Source organism: Hominisplanchenecus faecis (genome assembly GCF_020687205.1).
GTDB lineage: Bacteria > Bacillota > Clostridia > Lachnospirales > Lachnospiraceae > Hominisplanchenecus > Hominisplanchenecus faecis.
The window spans coordinates 23,853-36,979 of record NZ_JAJEQE010000005.1 but is presented as its reverse complement, the minus strand read 5'-3'; the positions used below and the strand labels follow the sequence as shown (position 1 = coordinate 36,979).

Sequence of the window (13,127 nt, the reverse complement as noted above, 5' to 3'; positions counted from 1 at the left end):
TAGCTGGAGTTCAACAGCAAAAAGAAATACACCGCATGGAAACGTGCGGTGTATTTCTTTGGCATTTTAATTTACTCTGTGATAATGGTTCCGGTCTTGCCTTTCAGGGCATCGATGGCATTTTCCAGATTTGTGATGATTGCAGAGCGTCCTTTTCCGGCTGTGATAAAATCAACGGAAGCACAGATCTTTGGAAGCATGGAATTTACACCGAACTGATCGGCTGCGATATGTTCTTTTGCTTCTTCTACCGTAATATGTTCCAGAAATCTCGGATGCTCGGTGTCACGGTCAATGTCAACCATCTTGTCGTTTGTGAGGATCATCAGGATATCTGCATCCACGCCTTCTGCGAGTTTTCCGCTGGCGTAGTCTTTTTCGATGATGGCACTTGCACCTTTGAGCTCATTGCCCTGCTGCAGAACCGGGATACCGCCGCCTCCGCAGGCGATAACAACCTGGTCGTTCTGAACCAGTGTTTTGATCGCATCGATCTCTACGATGCTCTTTGGCATCGGGGCAGCAACGATACGGCGGTAACCTTTGCCAGGCTCTTCTTTGACATAGTTGCCTTTCTGTTCTTCTGCCTCGGCCTCTTTGGCATCCATGTAACGGCCGATCACTTTGACCGGATGGTGGAATGCATCGTCATAAGGATCAACGATCACCTGTGTCAGGATCGTAGATACGGTTTTGAAGATACCTCGTTTTAAAAGCTCGGCACGGACTGCATTCTGCAGGTCGTAGCCGATGTAACCCTGGCTCATGGCGGAGCATACGGACATCGGAGCGACTGTGTAGTCCGGATGCGTTTTGCCGAATTCGTTCATTGCAGTGTGGATCATGCCGACCTGCGGTGCATTGCTGTGTGTGATCACCAGCTGATAGCCTTCTTCCACCATATCAGCCAGCACAGCTGCGGATGTTTTGACAGCCTTTTTCTGCTCCGGAAGTGTGGTGCCGAGGGCACGGTGTCCGAGAGCGATTACGATTCTTTTCTTCATGCAAAATTACCTCGTTTCTCGTTGGATTTCAATAGTAGACTTTCTGGCATCATTTTATCAGGCTACAGCGAAAAAATCAATAAGAAATACGAAGAAACCGCGTAAAATATCTGAAAAATATATTAAATAAATACAATTATAAAATAACAAAAAAATATTTAAAAAAGTGCTTGACAAATCAAAGGAGAACGCCTATAATAAAGACAACAAAACAAAAGAGAGAAACAAAAAACAAGGAGGACAGTCCAATGAAGACATAGCACTACATCAAAAATAAAAAAGCAGTCATTCAACTTCAGTGATTAAGAAAGCGAAGGGCAAATTCAAAAAAACAGAAAGAATTAAAATCAAAAGAATCTAAGAAAGAGAGGTACAGTCCACCAAAAACTTAAACTACATCTTCTTTTGTAAAACACAGAAGCGGACAGGATGAAAATGAAAGAAAGGTAAGAAGTCCAATGGAAATAGCAGAACATCATTAACAGGAGATATGTTGACGAGAAAGACATATCTCCTGATTTTTTTGTGTAAATTTAAAGAGAACGCTGCGATGTGTCCGGATGAATCTTTTTTCGGACATCATAAGTACTCATAACAATATCCGCCTGAGCATAGTATGTCCTAAGAGGTGAGGACATTGAAATGTGCAGACGGATTTTTTAAAATATTTTCGCTTCCGGTGAGGAGGATCCTGCAGAAGGCAGATCTGAATTTTGCCGAGCTGCAGGAGATCCGGATGAGGATCAACAGTCCGCTGATGATCCGGCAGCGGGGAAAAGAATACAAGCTCACAGAAGAGGGGAAACTTCTGCGGTGTAACGGAAATGAGCAGTATGAGAAAGAAAATATTCATTACGTGGATCGCTGTGAGCTGATGGAAACGATGGAGTACATTGCCGGGTACTCGCTTTATGCTTACGAAGATGAACTGCGGCAGGGATTTTTAACGATCCAGGGCGGACACCGTGTCGGTGTCGCCGGGAAGATCCTGATGGAGGAAGGGAAGGTCAGGAGTATCCGTTATATTTCGTTTCTGAACATTCGGCTTGCTCATCAGGTAGAAGGCTGTGCAGATAAAGTAATGCCTTTTATTGTGGAGAATGGGGAAGTCTGCCATACACTGATCATTTCGCCGCCGTGCTGCGGAAAAACTACGCTGCTGCGTGATGTGATCCGTCAGATTTCAAACGGGAATGCCTGGTGTGAGGGAAAGAATGTCGGTGTGGTGGATGAACGTTCAGAAATCGGAGGAGCTTACCAGGGCGTTCCGCAGAATGATCTTGGTATACGGACGGATCTGCTGGACTGCTGTCCGAAAGCAGAAGGCATGATGATGCTGATCAGATCCATGTCACCGGAAGTGGTGGCAGTCGATGAGATCGGGGATTACGGCGATATCAAGGCGATTGAATCGGTGCTGAACTGCGGCTGCCGCCTGATTGCGACGGTTCACGGCAGTTCGGTGGAAGACATTGAGAAAAAACCGCTCCTTCAGAAGATGGTAAAGGAACACGTTTTTGACCGCTATATTATTTTGAACGGCAAGAAAAAAATCGGCTCAGTGTGGGGGATTTTTGACGGCAGAGGGACCAGACTCTACGGGGAGGAGGGGGTGGTATGCTGAAACTGTTCGGGGCAGGCCTTACCATGTTCAGCTGTTTTGCGGCAGGATGCCTGATCTGTGCGGAAATGAAAAAGAGAATTCACATATTGGAAGAGCTGCGTCGCATGACGGTTATGCTTTCGGCGGAAATTGGCTATGCGAATACGATGCTGGATGAGGCGTTTGGCAGCATTGCAAAGCGGGTTTCACAGCCGCTTTCAGATTTTCTGGTACATGTGCAGGAAAAGATGCAAAAAGGAGAAGAAGCGAATCTTGGTGTGATCTTTGAAAAGCAGCTGGAGATGGATCTGAAAGGTACTGCCTTAAAGGAGAGTGACCTTGCAAGCCTTCGGACGCTTGGCGGTCAGCTCGGTTATCTGGATGTAGCGATGCAGAAAAAAACACTGGATTATTACCTGGAACAGGTCAGTGATGCGTGTGTTCAGGCAAAAAAAGAATACCGGGAGAAAGAAAAAATGTTTCGATGTCTGGGGTTTGGTGCCGGTGCGTTTCTTGTCATTTTACTTTACTGACAGAGAGAGGAGATGGAGATGAGTGTTAATCTGCTGTTTAAGATCGCAGCGGTCGGGATCCTGGTCTCGGTGCTCGGTCAGGTCTTAAAGCACAGCGGCAGGGAAGAACAGGCGTATCTTGCAAGCCTTGCAGGGCTGGTACTGGTGCTGTTCTGGGTGCTGCCGTATATCAGCCAGCTGTTTGAGAGCATAAAGGAGTTGTTTGCACTGTGATCAAAATTGCAGTTCTTGGGATTACCGGGATTTTACTGGCGTTGTTTCTCAAAGATAACAGACCTGTGTTTGCCGTGTTGATCAGCATGGCTTCCTGTATGCTTATTTTTTTCTGTGCAGTGGAAAAACTGAGGTATTTATCAGAAAGCCTGCAGCAGCTGCAAAGCTACACAAACATAAAGGATGCTTATGTGAAGATCCTGTTCAAAATGATCGGTATCACCTATGTGGCGGATTTTGCGGCAGGCATCTGCAAAGATGCGGGATATGGGGCAATCTCCTCACAGATTGAATTTTTCGGAAAGATCTCGGTGCTGGCGACAGGGACACCGGTTTTGCTGGCACTGTTTGAGACGATCCGCAGCTGTCTTGCCTGATGGTAAAATATATGAAGAAATATCGTATTTATGTGTTTTTGCTGCTTTTTACAGGATGGCTGATGGGGGCGGGGCAGAAGCAGGTGTGCGAGGCGGCCGTTCTTTCAGAAAAAACGGCGGTGATCATGGCAGCGTCACAGGTGCAGGAGAAAGATCAGGGACAGGATACAGCAGAAGAATTACAGACCGGAGCGGAAGACTTCCTTAATATAAAGGCGTTTCATTTACAGGAAGTCGAAGAGAGCCTTGCAGATCTGGAGAAAGAGAGCAGTTTTCGTTTTGCGGATGCACTGAAAAGCCTGATCAGGGGAGAAATCCCGCTGAATCTTTCAACTTTGAAAACGCTGGTTTTTGATGCACTGCTTCTGGAATGGAAAAATCAAAAAGAGACGGCACTGCAGGTGTTTTTACTGGTGATCGTGGCGGCACTTGTTTTGAATTTCACGGATCTCATGGAAAAGAACGGTACAGCACTGATCAGCTTTTTTATGATGTATCTGATGCTGGCAGCAGTTCTGATGAAGGGATTTACCGGAATGAGCCGGATGACGGATGCAACGCTTGGCAGAGTCAATGGCTTTATGAAAGCTCTGGTGCCGTCTTATTTTGCGGCGGCCGTTTTTGCGGGGAACAGCGTTGGAGGGCTGGCGTTTTACGAGTCGGCGATCCTGCTGATCGCAGCAGTGCAGTGGGTGCAAAGATATCTTCTTCTGCCCGGCGTGCAGCTTTATGTCCTGTTTTTGCTGCTCGACCATCTCTCAAAGGATGACAGGCTCTCGCATCTGGCAGAACTTGTGCGTACGGTGATCGAATGGGTAATGAAGAGCATGACAGCGGCAGCGATCGGATTTCAGGTGATTCAGGGACTGATCCTTCCGGCCGTTGACGGGCTGAAAAATACAGCCGTCAGCCGCACCGTATCGGCGATCCCCGGCATTGGCAACCTGTTTGGCAGCGTGACGGATACGGTGCTTGGTTCTGCCGTTCTTCTGAAGAATGCCGTCGGTGTGTGTGGGATGATCGCTGTTCTGATGCTCTGTCTGGCACCGGTGTGCCGTCTGGCGTTCTGCACACTGATCTATAAGGCGATGGCGGCCCTAGTGCAGCCGGTCGGCGACAAACGGCTCAACGAATGTGTGGCGGCAGTTGCAGAAGGAGTCGGGCTGCTTCTGAAGATCATGATGTCCTGCAGTATGCTGTTTTTCCTGACGATCGCCATTGTCACCGCATCGCTTGGAAAATAGAAGAAAGGGGAGAAAAGATGTCGGCAGAGATTCGAAGCTGGGTACGGAGCATCCTGTGCTGCCTGTGTCTGATGCAGCTTGCAGAGCAGATTCTTCCGGATAACCATTATCAGAAATACATTCGGCTGTTTTGCGGTGTCCTGTTTCTGATCCTGCTGATCAGTCCGCTGACGGATCAGGCACATCTGACGGCAGTATTTGAGAAGCAGTGGCAGCAGGCATTGCAGCTGGAAGAGTGGGATTCGATCCGGATGGAACAAGAAAATTTAAGTGACTTAAGGAGCCGTGTTCTGACGGAAGCCTGTCAGAAGGAAGTGCAGCGTCAGATTGAAGAGACGGCAGACGGGGAGGGGATGAAAGGGACAAAAGCGAAGGTTGTATTTCAATCCGAAGAGACAGAGGGCATCCGCAAAGTAACGATTTCCGGGGGGTATGAGGATCTGCAGCAAAAAGAGGCGGTGCAGGAGCAGATTTTACAGAAACTCTGGGAAATTTATCAGATCAGCAGCGATAAAGTGGTCTTTTTGGGGGGATGAGCCGCATGAAACAGTGGCTGGATTTTTGGGAGAAATGCAAAGGAAAAAAGGGCAGTCCGGTGCTGATCGGTCTTCTTGTCGGACTTTTGCTTCTGGTGATCACCTGGCCGGATAACAGCAGCAAAAAGCAGAACACACAGACAAAAACCAATGCACCGGCAGTTGAAAACAACGTAAGAAATACAGAAGATCTGGCACAGGAACGGACACAGAGGATGGAACAAAGGCTTGAAGAAGTGCTTCGGGAAGTGGACGGAGTGGGGGAAGTCAAAGTGATGATTACCTTACGTTCCTGCGGAGCGTATATTGTGGAAAAGGACACAAGAACCTCAAACAGTCAAAATACACAGGATCAGTCCGGCGACAAAAGCACGGCGGATGCACAGGATTTCGAAGAGAACACGGTTTTTGAAAAGCAGGAAAACGGAGCGGAAACGCCGTATGTCAAAGAAATCACAGAGCCGGAAGTGGAAGGTGTGATCGTGGCGGCAGATGGCGGAAACAATGCAAAAACAGCAGCAGATATTACCGATGCGGTCGTAGCATTATTTGGGATTGAAGTGCATAAAATCAAAGTAATGAAGAAGGTTTAAGGAGGAGAGATGTGAAACATATGTGGAAGAAAAACCAGATCATCATCACAGCTCTGGCGGCATTAGTCGCAGTGGCAGGCTATCTAAATTATTCGGGTACGAAACTCGGTGAAAATGCACTGCCGGCATCCACAACAGAGACCGAAGCCACACTTACCGATATCGACAGCCTGGATCAGGACATCACCCTTACCGACTCGGCGGACGGAGAAGTTTATTTAGGAGAAGCTGCGGCAGGCGAAACCGATGGTATGAGCGATGCCTCCCTGTCGGCGAGCGAAACAGATGCCGGAACGGACACTGCATCCGAAGAAGTGACCGACACGCCGGGCGAGGCAGTACTTACCAGCACAGGAACAGGCAGCAGCTTTGCGGCTCAGGCAAAACTGACCAGAGAGCAGGTACGATCCAAAAACAAAGAAACCCTGCTTGAGATCATCAACAACGAAAACGTGACCGAAGAACAGAAACAAAATGCAGTCAACGATATGACCGCCCTCACAGAGAACGCAGAAAAAGAAGCGGCAGCAGAGCTTCTGCTCGAATCCAAAGGATTTGCAGGTGCAGTCGTGAGCATCACAGACGGCAGCGTCGATGTGGTCATCGGACAGAGCGAGATCACCGATGCACAGCGGGCACAGATCGAAGATATCGTAAAACGCAAGACCGAAATTTCCGGTGAGAATATCGTGATCACCACCATGCAGAGTGAGTGAAAAAGGCAGCAGTGTGCAAAAGCATGCTGCTGTTTTGATATGGATTTTTTGCACTATCAATGTTGAAAATAAAAAAGATGCCAAAAGTCATAAAAAGTTTATTATAATAGCATCATATATAAAATTTGTATCTTAATAAGGGGAAAAGTCAAATGAAAGTATACGCAAAATTCAGAATTGATATTGATAAAGAAGATGAATCCATCTACACGCAGAAAGCAGTAAATCTGATGCAAAAGCTGGGATGCAAGGCAGAAAAACTGTACAGTTCCATGGAAAGATATACGTTTACCGTGGACATTAAGAAGGCAGTCTACAGAGAACTTATGGAATTAAAGAAAGAAATTGATCAGGTATTTCAGTACGATGAAGATACGGAAGAAGATGACGATGAATTGCTGGATATCATAGAACCGGATATCTGGTGCTCTTATATACCGAAATATACGCAGGAAGAAGAGAAAAATGCGATCGGATATTATATTGACCTGGCAGGATATGAATTTGAAGAAAATGAGAAAAAGGTATATGAAAGTTTGTGCCCGGAGTGTGAAACTTTTTTCCAGAACAAAGAATATACCTTTAAAAAGAAAAAGCAACTGGAGGATCTGAACAGAAGAAAAGCAGTGTTTACCCGCCCGGGACAGTTAGATATGTTTGTGACCATTCCAATGTATGAATATCTTATAGAAAAAGGACTGTCCCAAAAGAATTTTATTCCGGCATATTACAGCGGAGTTTTGAAAAAAGTTGCAGGATATCAGTTAAAAGCAGAAAATGTACTGGGAAAGGGAGCCTTTCAATGTGAAAGCTACAGGGCAACAGAAGCATGCAGTCACTGTAAAAAAGTGCGAGTTCAAAAAGAACCAGATGCGGGATTTCATAATATTTATCTGGATACAGAAAAACTGGGAAAATGGGAGCATGTCAATGCAACGTATGAATATACATACGGACATGCCAGAAGGATTTTAATTTATAGTCCGGAAATGAAAGAATGGCTGACAAAGGCAGATGAAAAATTGATCATGTATCCGGTATTTCCACTGGAGATGAAAGGAAAGATAAATCTGGAAAATGAAAATGGATGAGTTTAAAAGATATGTAGCGAAGCAGAATTCTTTCTTGATTTACGGAAAAACAAAATTATATGAAATAAGCATTACGTGGATTGAAAAGAAAAAATGCTACATGCTTCATGTTGATAAAGATTATTTCTGTAAAAACAGTGAAGAAATGCTGGCACTGTTTTATTGTGGATATCCTCTGGAAAAATGGATAAAAGAGGGTGAAGTTTTGCTTTGTATTAGGGATGAGGAAGCAGAGAAATTTGCACTTCAAAGGTATATCATTTCCCAATATCAGGAACGATGCAGGAAAAAATTAAAGCAGGGATATCGTAAAAATGAAAGAGAAGCTTTTTGGGAATTTTTGGCGAAAAGACCGGAAATATTAAACAAAAATACAGTAAAAGCGATATCTGAAAAAGAATTTAAGAATGAGTTGAAAAAAGCAGACAACAAAGTTCAGGGTTATATGATTGGAAGTAATGGCTGGTTTAAGGATTGCTTTTATGCAGGAGAAATGAAAACATTAGCCGTGTATGTAGAAAAGTATCTTGAAGAGTTGGATTTTAGCATGATTTTCAACGAAAAAGGTGGTATCTTGCAATATGTTACTTCAGATGAAGGCAAGGTAGAGAGAGAATACTGCCGTTTGATTTAAAAATATGGGGCTACGAAGATTTTTGATTTTTGTAGTCCTATAAAAAATAATAGAAGGCATCATAGGAATAATAGAATCATAACTATATGTGGGAACAGGGGACACAGTGATAAAAACAAAAATAAAAAGAATCGAAGAATTGAATGATAAATATCTGATCCTGAATGAAAAAGAGATGAAGTTTTTGCGAAAATGTCTCAAAAGCAGAAAACAGGATGTACGGTGGACGGCAGCAGAAATTCTGGTTGGCTGGTACACGCCGGAGAATGAAAGACTTCTTTATAATCTGACATATGATAAAGCGGAACTGGTGTGTGTTGATGCAACAGATTCTCTTTGTATAGGGAGAACAAGGAGAAGCCTGAGTCGTCTGCGGGATTTGATGGAAGATAAAAGGAGTCGGGTGCGGGGGTATGCCGTTTTGAGTTTTTTTCAGGTGTGGGTGAACTGTTTTTCGTGGAACGAAAAGAGCATGAGAGCATATCTGCGTTTTGCAGAAACAATGGAGGCAGAAGAAAAAAAGACCTGGGTAAGGCTGTTTTATGAGGAAAATAAAATTCTAGCAAGAGGGAAGAAAGGATTTGACCGTCTTTTCTATATGTTAGAGCATAGCAATGATTATTATGTAAAAGCATCTGCAATTCAGACTGCTAAGGATATGAGAAGTATTTTTAATCAGGAAGAAATCAATGCCGGCCTGGAAAAAGCGATTGACAGCCTGGAATATGAATATCAGAAAGAAGATATTAAAAAATACATCCAGACAAAAGAACCAATCAAGATACTGCTTCTGGATCGAGAAAACAGTGGAGTCACACAACTTCTTGAATATATGGGAGAAGAAGAAACAGAAATGTATGTCCGTTCCGCAGGATTACATCCTTCCGGAAAAATTGAGAAGTGGGTGCTGGATATTTTGATGCAAGAAGATGACATCACACGCTACCAGTGTTCTTCTCCGATAGAAGAACTGTGTAAGTACGATTATCTGATTCCGATAGGAATACATCTCGATGAAAAAGCATATCCATTTCAGAAAATTTATGCAAGATATCAGGATTTTGACAAGAAACAGATCGGCTGGGAAGAAGCCAAAGAAATGATATGTCAGATAGAGGAAAATCTTAAAAAACTGTAAAATATCAGGGGAACTCCTGTCATTTATTAAAAAGTATGTTATGATAGAAAACATAAAATCAAACAGGAACATTCTGTTCCGGGACTGTCGTTTTAATCAGGCATGTCAGAATCCCTAAATATTGAAAAAGCTAACAGAATATTTTATAATGACAGGAGAAATGAATGAAAAATGAACTTTCAAGAGCCATGGCTTCGGCAGATGTGAAAGTGCGTTATGATACGCAATGTAAACGTGTTTTAAGCCAGAAAGAAATCCTTGCACGGATTCTGGCACGTACGGTCAAAGAATTTGCAGGAATGTCAGTAGAAGAAATTATACCTTGCATAGAAGGTACACCTGAGATAGCAGTGGTATCGATTGATCCGGGAAAAACAAATCAAAAAAGAGTACTGCATATGGAAGAGGAAAAGAGAATTGCAGGACTTGCCAATGAAGATAAAGTGGCGGATGAGGGAGAAATTTATTACGATATCCGTTTTTATGTACATATTCCGAATGAAGAAGGGCATATTCGCATGATTGTGAATCTGGAAGCACAGAAATCTTACTATCCGGGATATGAAATCGTGACAAGAGGAATTTTTTATGATGCCAGAATGATTTCAGCACAGCTTGGGACAGAGTTTGAACATTCAAAGTACGATGATATGAAGAAAGTGTACTCTATCTGGGTTTGCATGCAAGCACCAAAGAAAATTGGAAATGCAATATCAGAATATTCTATTAAAAAGCAGGATATTATCTCAGGATTGCCGGACAGACCGGAATCATATGATAAGTTATCGGTAGTGATCATTGCACTGAATGAAACAATGGAAACAAACGATGAACTTTTAGGAATGTTAAATACACTGTTTTCAGAACAAAAGACCTATCTGGAAAAGAAAAAAGAGCTGGAAGAAATATATCAGATGAGAATGGACAATGAGTTGGGAAAGGAGATGAACCTTATGTGTAATTTATCAGACTTGGTAATAGAACGTGGAATAGAGCAGGGAATCGAACAGGGAATCGAGTCTGGAATAGAACAGAAGAGCCATAACCTTGCACAGATGATGATCCGGGAAGCGGAACCGACCGATAAAATCATGCGGTATACCGGTTATTCTCTGGAGAAGATAAAAGAGATTGCACAGGAAATGGGAAAAGTATGGCCGCTTGCTTGACAGCTTGAAACTTGCTTGTTAAAATAGCGATTGTTTGAATACAGCTCGTGAAGCAGCTGCATTCGTGAGCAGGCAGTGAAAGTGGATTGTAAGTTTCAGATTTACTGAAATAAGCAATCTTATAGGATAAAACAGATCAATAGAACAAAGAACATGGAGGAAGCACAGTGGCTGATATAGCAAGTGAAATTAAAAGAAGAAGAACTTTTGCGATCATTTCGCATCCGGATGCCGGAAAAACAACGTTGACAGAGAAATTCCTGCTGTACGGAGGTGCCATCAATCTGGCAGGTTCTGTAAAGGGAAAGGCAACGGCACGCCATGCAGTCTCAGACTGGATGGAAATTGAAAAAGAAAGAGGTATTTCGGTAACTTCCTCCGTGCTGCAGTTTAATTATGATGGTTTTTGTATCAACATCCTGGACACACCGGGTCATCAGGACTTCTCAGAGGATACGTACCGTACGCTGATGGCAGCAGATTCTGCAGTCATGGTCATCGATGCTTCCAAGGGTGTAGAGGCACAGACCAGAAAGCTGTTTAAAGTCTGTGTGATGCGTCATATTCCGATTTTTACTTTTATCAATAAAATGGACCGTGATGCCAATGATACCTTCGATCTGCTCGATGACATCGAAAAGGAGCTTGGCATTGCGACCTGCCCGATCAACTGGCCGATCGGTTCCGGAAAGAATTTCAAAGGTGTCTATGAGCGTGGAAGCCAGAAGATCACCGTCTTTACCGATACAGAGAAGGGTACCAAAGAGGGCGAGACAAGAAAGATCCCGCTGGATTCTCCGGAGATCGATGAGATCGTGACAAGTGACCAGAAAGCACAGCTGCTTGAAGAAATCGAGCTTCTGGACGGTGCAAGTGCAGAATTTGACCAGGAGCTGGTCAGCAAAGGAGAACTCTCCCCGGTATTTTTCGGTTCTGCCCTGACAAACTTCGGAGTGGAGATTTTCTTGAAACATTTCCTGAAGATGACAACTTCGCCGCTTCCGAGAACGGCAGATATCGGCGTGGTCGATCCGATCAAAGAGGATTTTTCTGCTTTTGTATTTAAGATCCAGGCAAATATGAACAAGGCTCACCGTGACCGTATTGCATTTATGCGAATCTGTTCCGGAGAATTTGATGCCGGTATGGAAGTTTACCATGTGCAGGGAAACCGTAAGCAGCGTCTTTCCCAGCCGCAGCAGATGATGGCACAGGAGCGTCATATCGTGGACAAGGCCTATGCAGGTGACATCATCGGTGTGTTTGATCCGGGCATCTTTTCCATCGGAGATACGATCTGTATGCCGGGCAAAAAATTTGCCTACGAGGGCATTCCGACGTTTGCACCGGAGCATTTTGCGAGAGTGCGTCAGGTCGATACAATGAAGAGAAAACAGTTCGTCAAAGGGATCACGCAGATCGCACAGGAAGGAGCGATCCAGATCTTCCAGGAGTACAATACCGGTATGGAAGAGATCATCGTCGGCGTTGTCGGCGTTCTGCAGTTTGAGGTACTGAAGTACCGCCTGGAGAATGAATACAACGTGGAGATCCGTATGGAAACCCTTCCGTATGAGTACATCCGCTGGATCGAGAACAAGGATATCGACCTCAACAAGCTGGTCGGAACATCCGATATGAAGAAGATCAAAGACTTAAAGGGCAATCCGCTGCTTCTGTGGGTAAATTCCTGGAGCATCGGAATGACACTGGATCGAAACGAAGGTCTGGTGCTGACCGAGTTTGGAAGAAACTAAAAAAGCTTTGCAAAATACCTTTCGGGTGTTATAATAGCGATAGATGCAAAGAATTCTAAGACAGGAGGGTTTACATCATGGAAAAAGATGAAAATCAGACCGGATATACACTGGAAAACGGAAACATGGGACAGGTTCAGATCGCAGATGAAGTTGTGGCGATCATCGCAGGACTGGCTGCCACAGAAGTAGAGGGCGTTGCCAGTATGGCAGGCAATATCACAAACGAACTGGTCAGCAAACTGGGCAAGAAGAGCCTGTCAAAAGGGATCCGTGTAAAGGTAGAAGACGGTATTGTAAATGTAAATGTGGCACTCAACATTGCATATGGATACAGCGTACCGAAGACCTGCAAAAAGGTTCAGGAAAAGGTAAAAGCAGCGATCGAGAATATGACCGGTCTTGAAGTAGAGAAAGTTGATATCCAGATTGCAAATGTAAGCATATCAAAAGAAAAATAAAACAGCTTAAAAGCAGCGTAAAAGTCCGTTCCCAAGGCGTACTTAAACTCCGGATGGT

15 protein-coding genes are annotated in these 13,127 nt (G+C 44.2%); 14 read left to right on the top strand and 1 reads right to left on the bottom strand.

All coding sequences use genetic code 11. The features are described from left to right. Nucleotides 1-71: 71 nt before the first annotated feature. Nucleotides 72-1,004, bottom strand: a complete 933-nt coding sequence (gene arcC, locus LKD42_RS02745) for a carbamate kinase (protein WP_248834752.1) — start codon at nucleotides 1,002-1,004, stop codon at nucleotides 72-74. Nucleotides 1,005-1,641: 637 nt separating this feature from the next. Here arcC and spoIIIAA point away from each other — a divergent pair. The 14 genes from spoIIIAA (at nucleotide 1,642) to LKD42_RS02675 (ending at nucleotide 13,069) form a co-directional block, all read left to right on the top strand. Then, nucleotides 1,642-2,628 carry a stage III sporulation protein AA gene (gene spoIIIAA, locus LKD42_RS02740; protein WP_248834751.1) on the top strand — a complete coding sequence of 329 codons (987 nt, stop codon included), beginning with the start codon at nucleotides 1,642-1,644 and terminating at the stop codon, nucleotides 2,626-2,628. Then, complete coding sequence (locus LKD42_RS02735; RefSeq protein WP_173866558.1) at nucleotides 2,622-3,140, top strand: stage III sporulation protein AB; 519 nt, start codon at nucleotides 2,622-2,624, stop codon at nucleotides 3,138-3,140. Before spoIIIAA ends, LKD42_RS02735 begins: the two co-directional genes overlap by 7 nt. 18 nt (nucleotides 3,141-3,158) lie before the next feature. Continuing rightward, entirely contained in the window at nucleotides 3,159-3,353 is a 195-nt protein-coding gene (gene spoIIIAC / locus LKD42_RS02730; protein ID WP_022119227.1) for a stage III sporulation protein AC, read from the top strand. Then, nucleotides 3,350-3,730: a SpoIIIAC/SpoIIIAD family protein gene (locus LKD42_RS02725; RefSeq protein WP_248834750.1), complete on the top strand. Its 381-nt coding sequence runs from the start codon at nucleotides 3,350-3,352 to the stop codon at nucleotides 3,728-3,730. Before spoIIIAC ends, LKD42_RS02725 begins: the two co-directional genes overlap by 4 nt. Further along, nucleotides 3,730-4,974: a stage III sporulation protein AE gene (locus LKD42_RS02720; protein ID WP_248834749.1), complete on the top strand. Its 1,245-nt coding sequence runs from the start codon at nucleotides 3,730-3,732 to the stop codon at nucleotides 4,972-4,974. The genes LKD42_RS02725 and LKD42_RS02720 overlap by 1 nt, the downstream gene beginning before the upstream one ends. 17 nt (nucleotides 4,975-4,991) lie before the next feature. Further along, a complete protein-coding gene (locus LKD42_RS02715) occupies nucleotides 4,992-5,510 on the top strand; it encodes a stage III sporulation protein AF (protein WP_178089200.1) in 519 nt (172 codons plus the stop codon). A gap of 5 nt (nucleotides 5,511-5,515) precedes the next feature. Then, complete coding sequence (locus LKD42_RS02710; RefSeq protein ID WP_147631782.1) at nucleotides 5,516-6,103, top strand: stage III sporulation protein AG; 588 nt, start codon at nucleotides 5,516-5,518, stop codon at nucleotides 6,101-6,103. Between the two features lie 20 nt (nucleotides 6,104-6,123). Next, the gene (locus LKD42_RS02705) at nucleotides 6,124-6,819 is read left to right on the top strand and encodes a SpoIIIAH-like family protein (protein ID WP_283094952.1); all 696 of its coding nucleotides are present in this window, start codon (nucleotides 6,124-6,126) and stop codon (nucleotides 6,817-6,819) included. A gap of 152 nt (nucleotides 6,820-6,971) precedes the next feature. Beyond that, complete coding sequence (locus LKD42_RS02700; RefSeq protein WP_215660452.1) at nucleotides 6,972-7,910, top strand: hypothetical protein; 939 nt, start codon at nucleotides 6,972-6,974, stop codon at nucleotides 7,908-7,910. Further along, nucleotides 7,903-8,544 carry a hypothetical protein gene (locus tag LKD42_RS02695; protein ID WP_248834747.1) on the top strand — a complete coding sequence of 214 codons (642 nt, stop codon included), beginning with the start codon at nucleotides 7,903-7,905 and terminating at the stop codon, nucleotides 8,542-8,544. Before LKD42_RS02700 ends, LKD42_RS02695 begins: the two co-directional genes overlap by 8 nt. Nucleotides 8,545-8,650: 106 nt before the next feature. Then, nucleotides 8,651-9,682, top strand: coding sequence for a HEAT repeat domain-containing protein (locus tag LKD42_RS02690; protein ID WP_248834746.1), 1,032 nt, complete (start codon nucleotides 8,651-8,653; stop codon nucleotides 9,680-9,682). A gap of 164 nt (nucleotides 9,683-9,846) precedes the next feature. Beyond that, nucleotides 9,847-10,851, top strand: coding sequence for an RpnC/YadD family protein (locus tag LKD42_RS02685; RefSeq protein ID WP_248834745.1), 1,005 nt, complete (start codon nucleotides 9,847-9,849; stop codon nucleotides 10,849-10,851). Nucleotides 10,852-11,018: 167 nt separating this feature from the next. Next, nucleotides 11,019-12,608, top strand: a complete 1,590-nt coding sequence (locus LKD42_RS02680) for a peptide chain release factor 3 (protein ID WP_248834744.1) — start codon at nucleotides 11,019-11,021, stop codon at nucleotides 12,606-12,608. A 77-nt stretch (nucleotides 12,609-12,685) separates the two neighbouring features. Then, nucleotides 12,686-13,069 carry an Asp23/Gls24 family envelope stress response protein gene (locus LKD42_RS02675; RefSeq protein ID WP_022119914.1) on the top strand — a complete coding sequence of 128 codons (384 nt, stop codon included), beginning with the start codon at nucleotides 12,686-12,688 and terminating at the stop codon, nucleotides 13,067-13,069. Nucleotides 13,070-13,127: the final 58 nt, after the last annotated feature.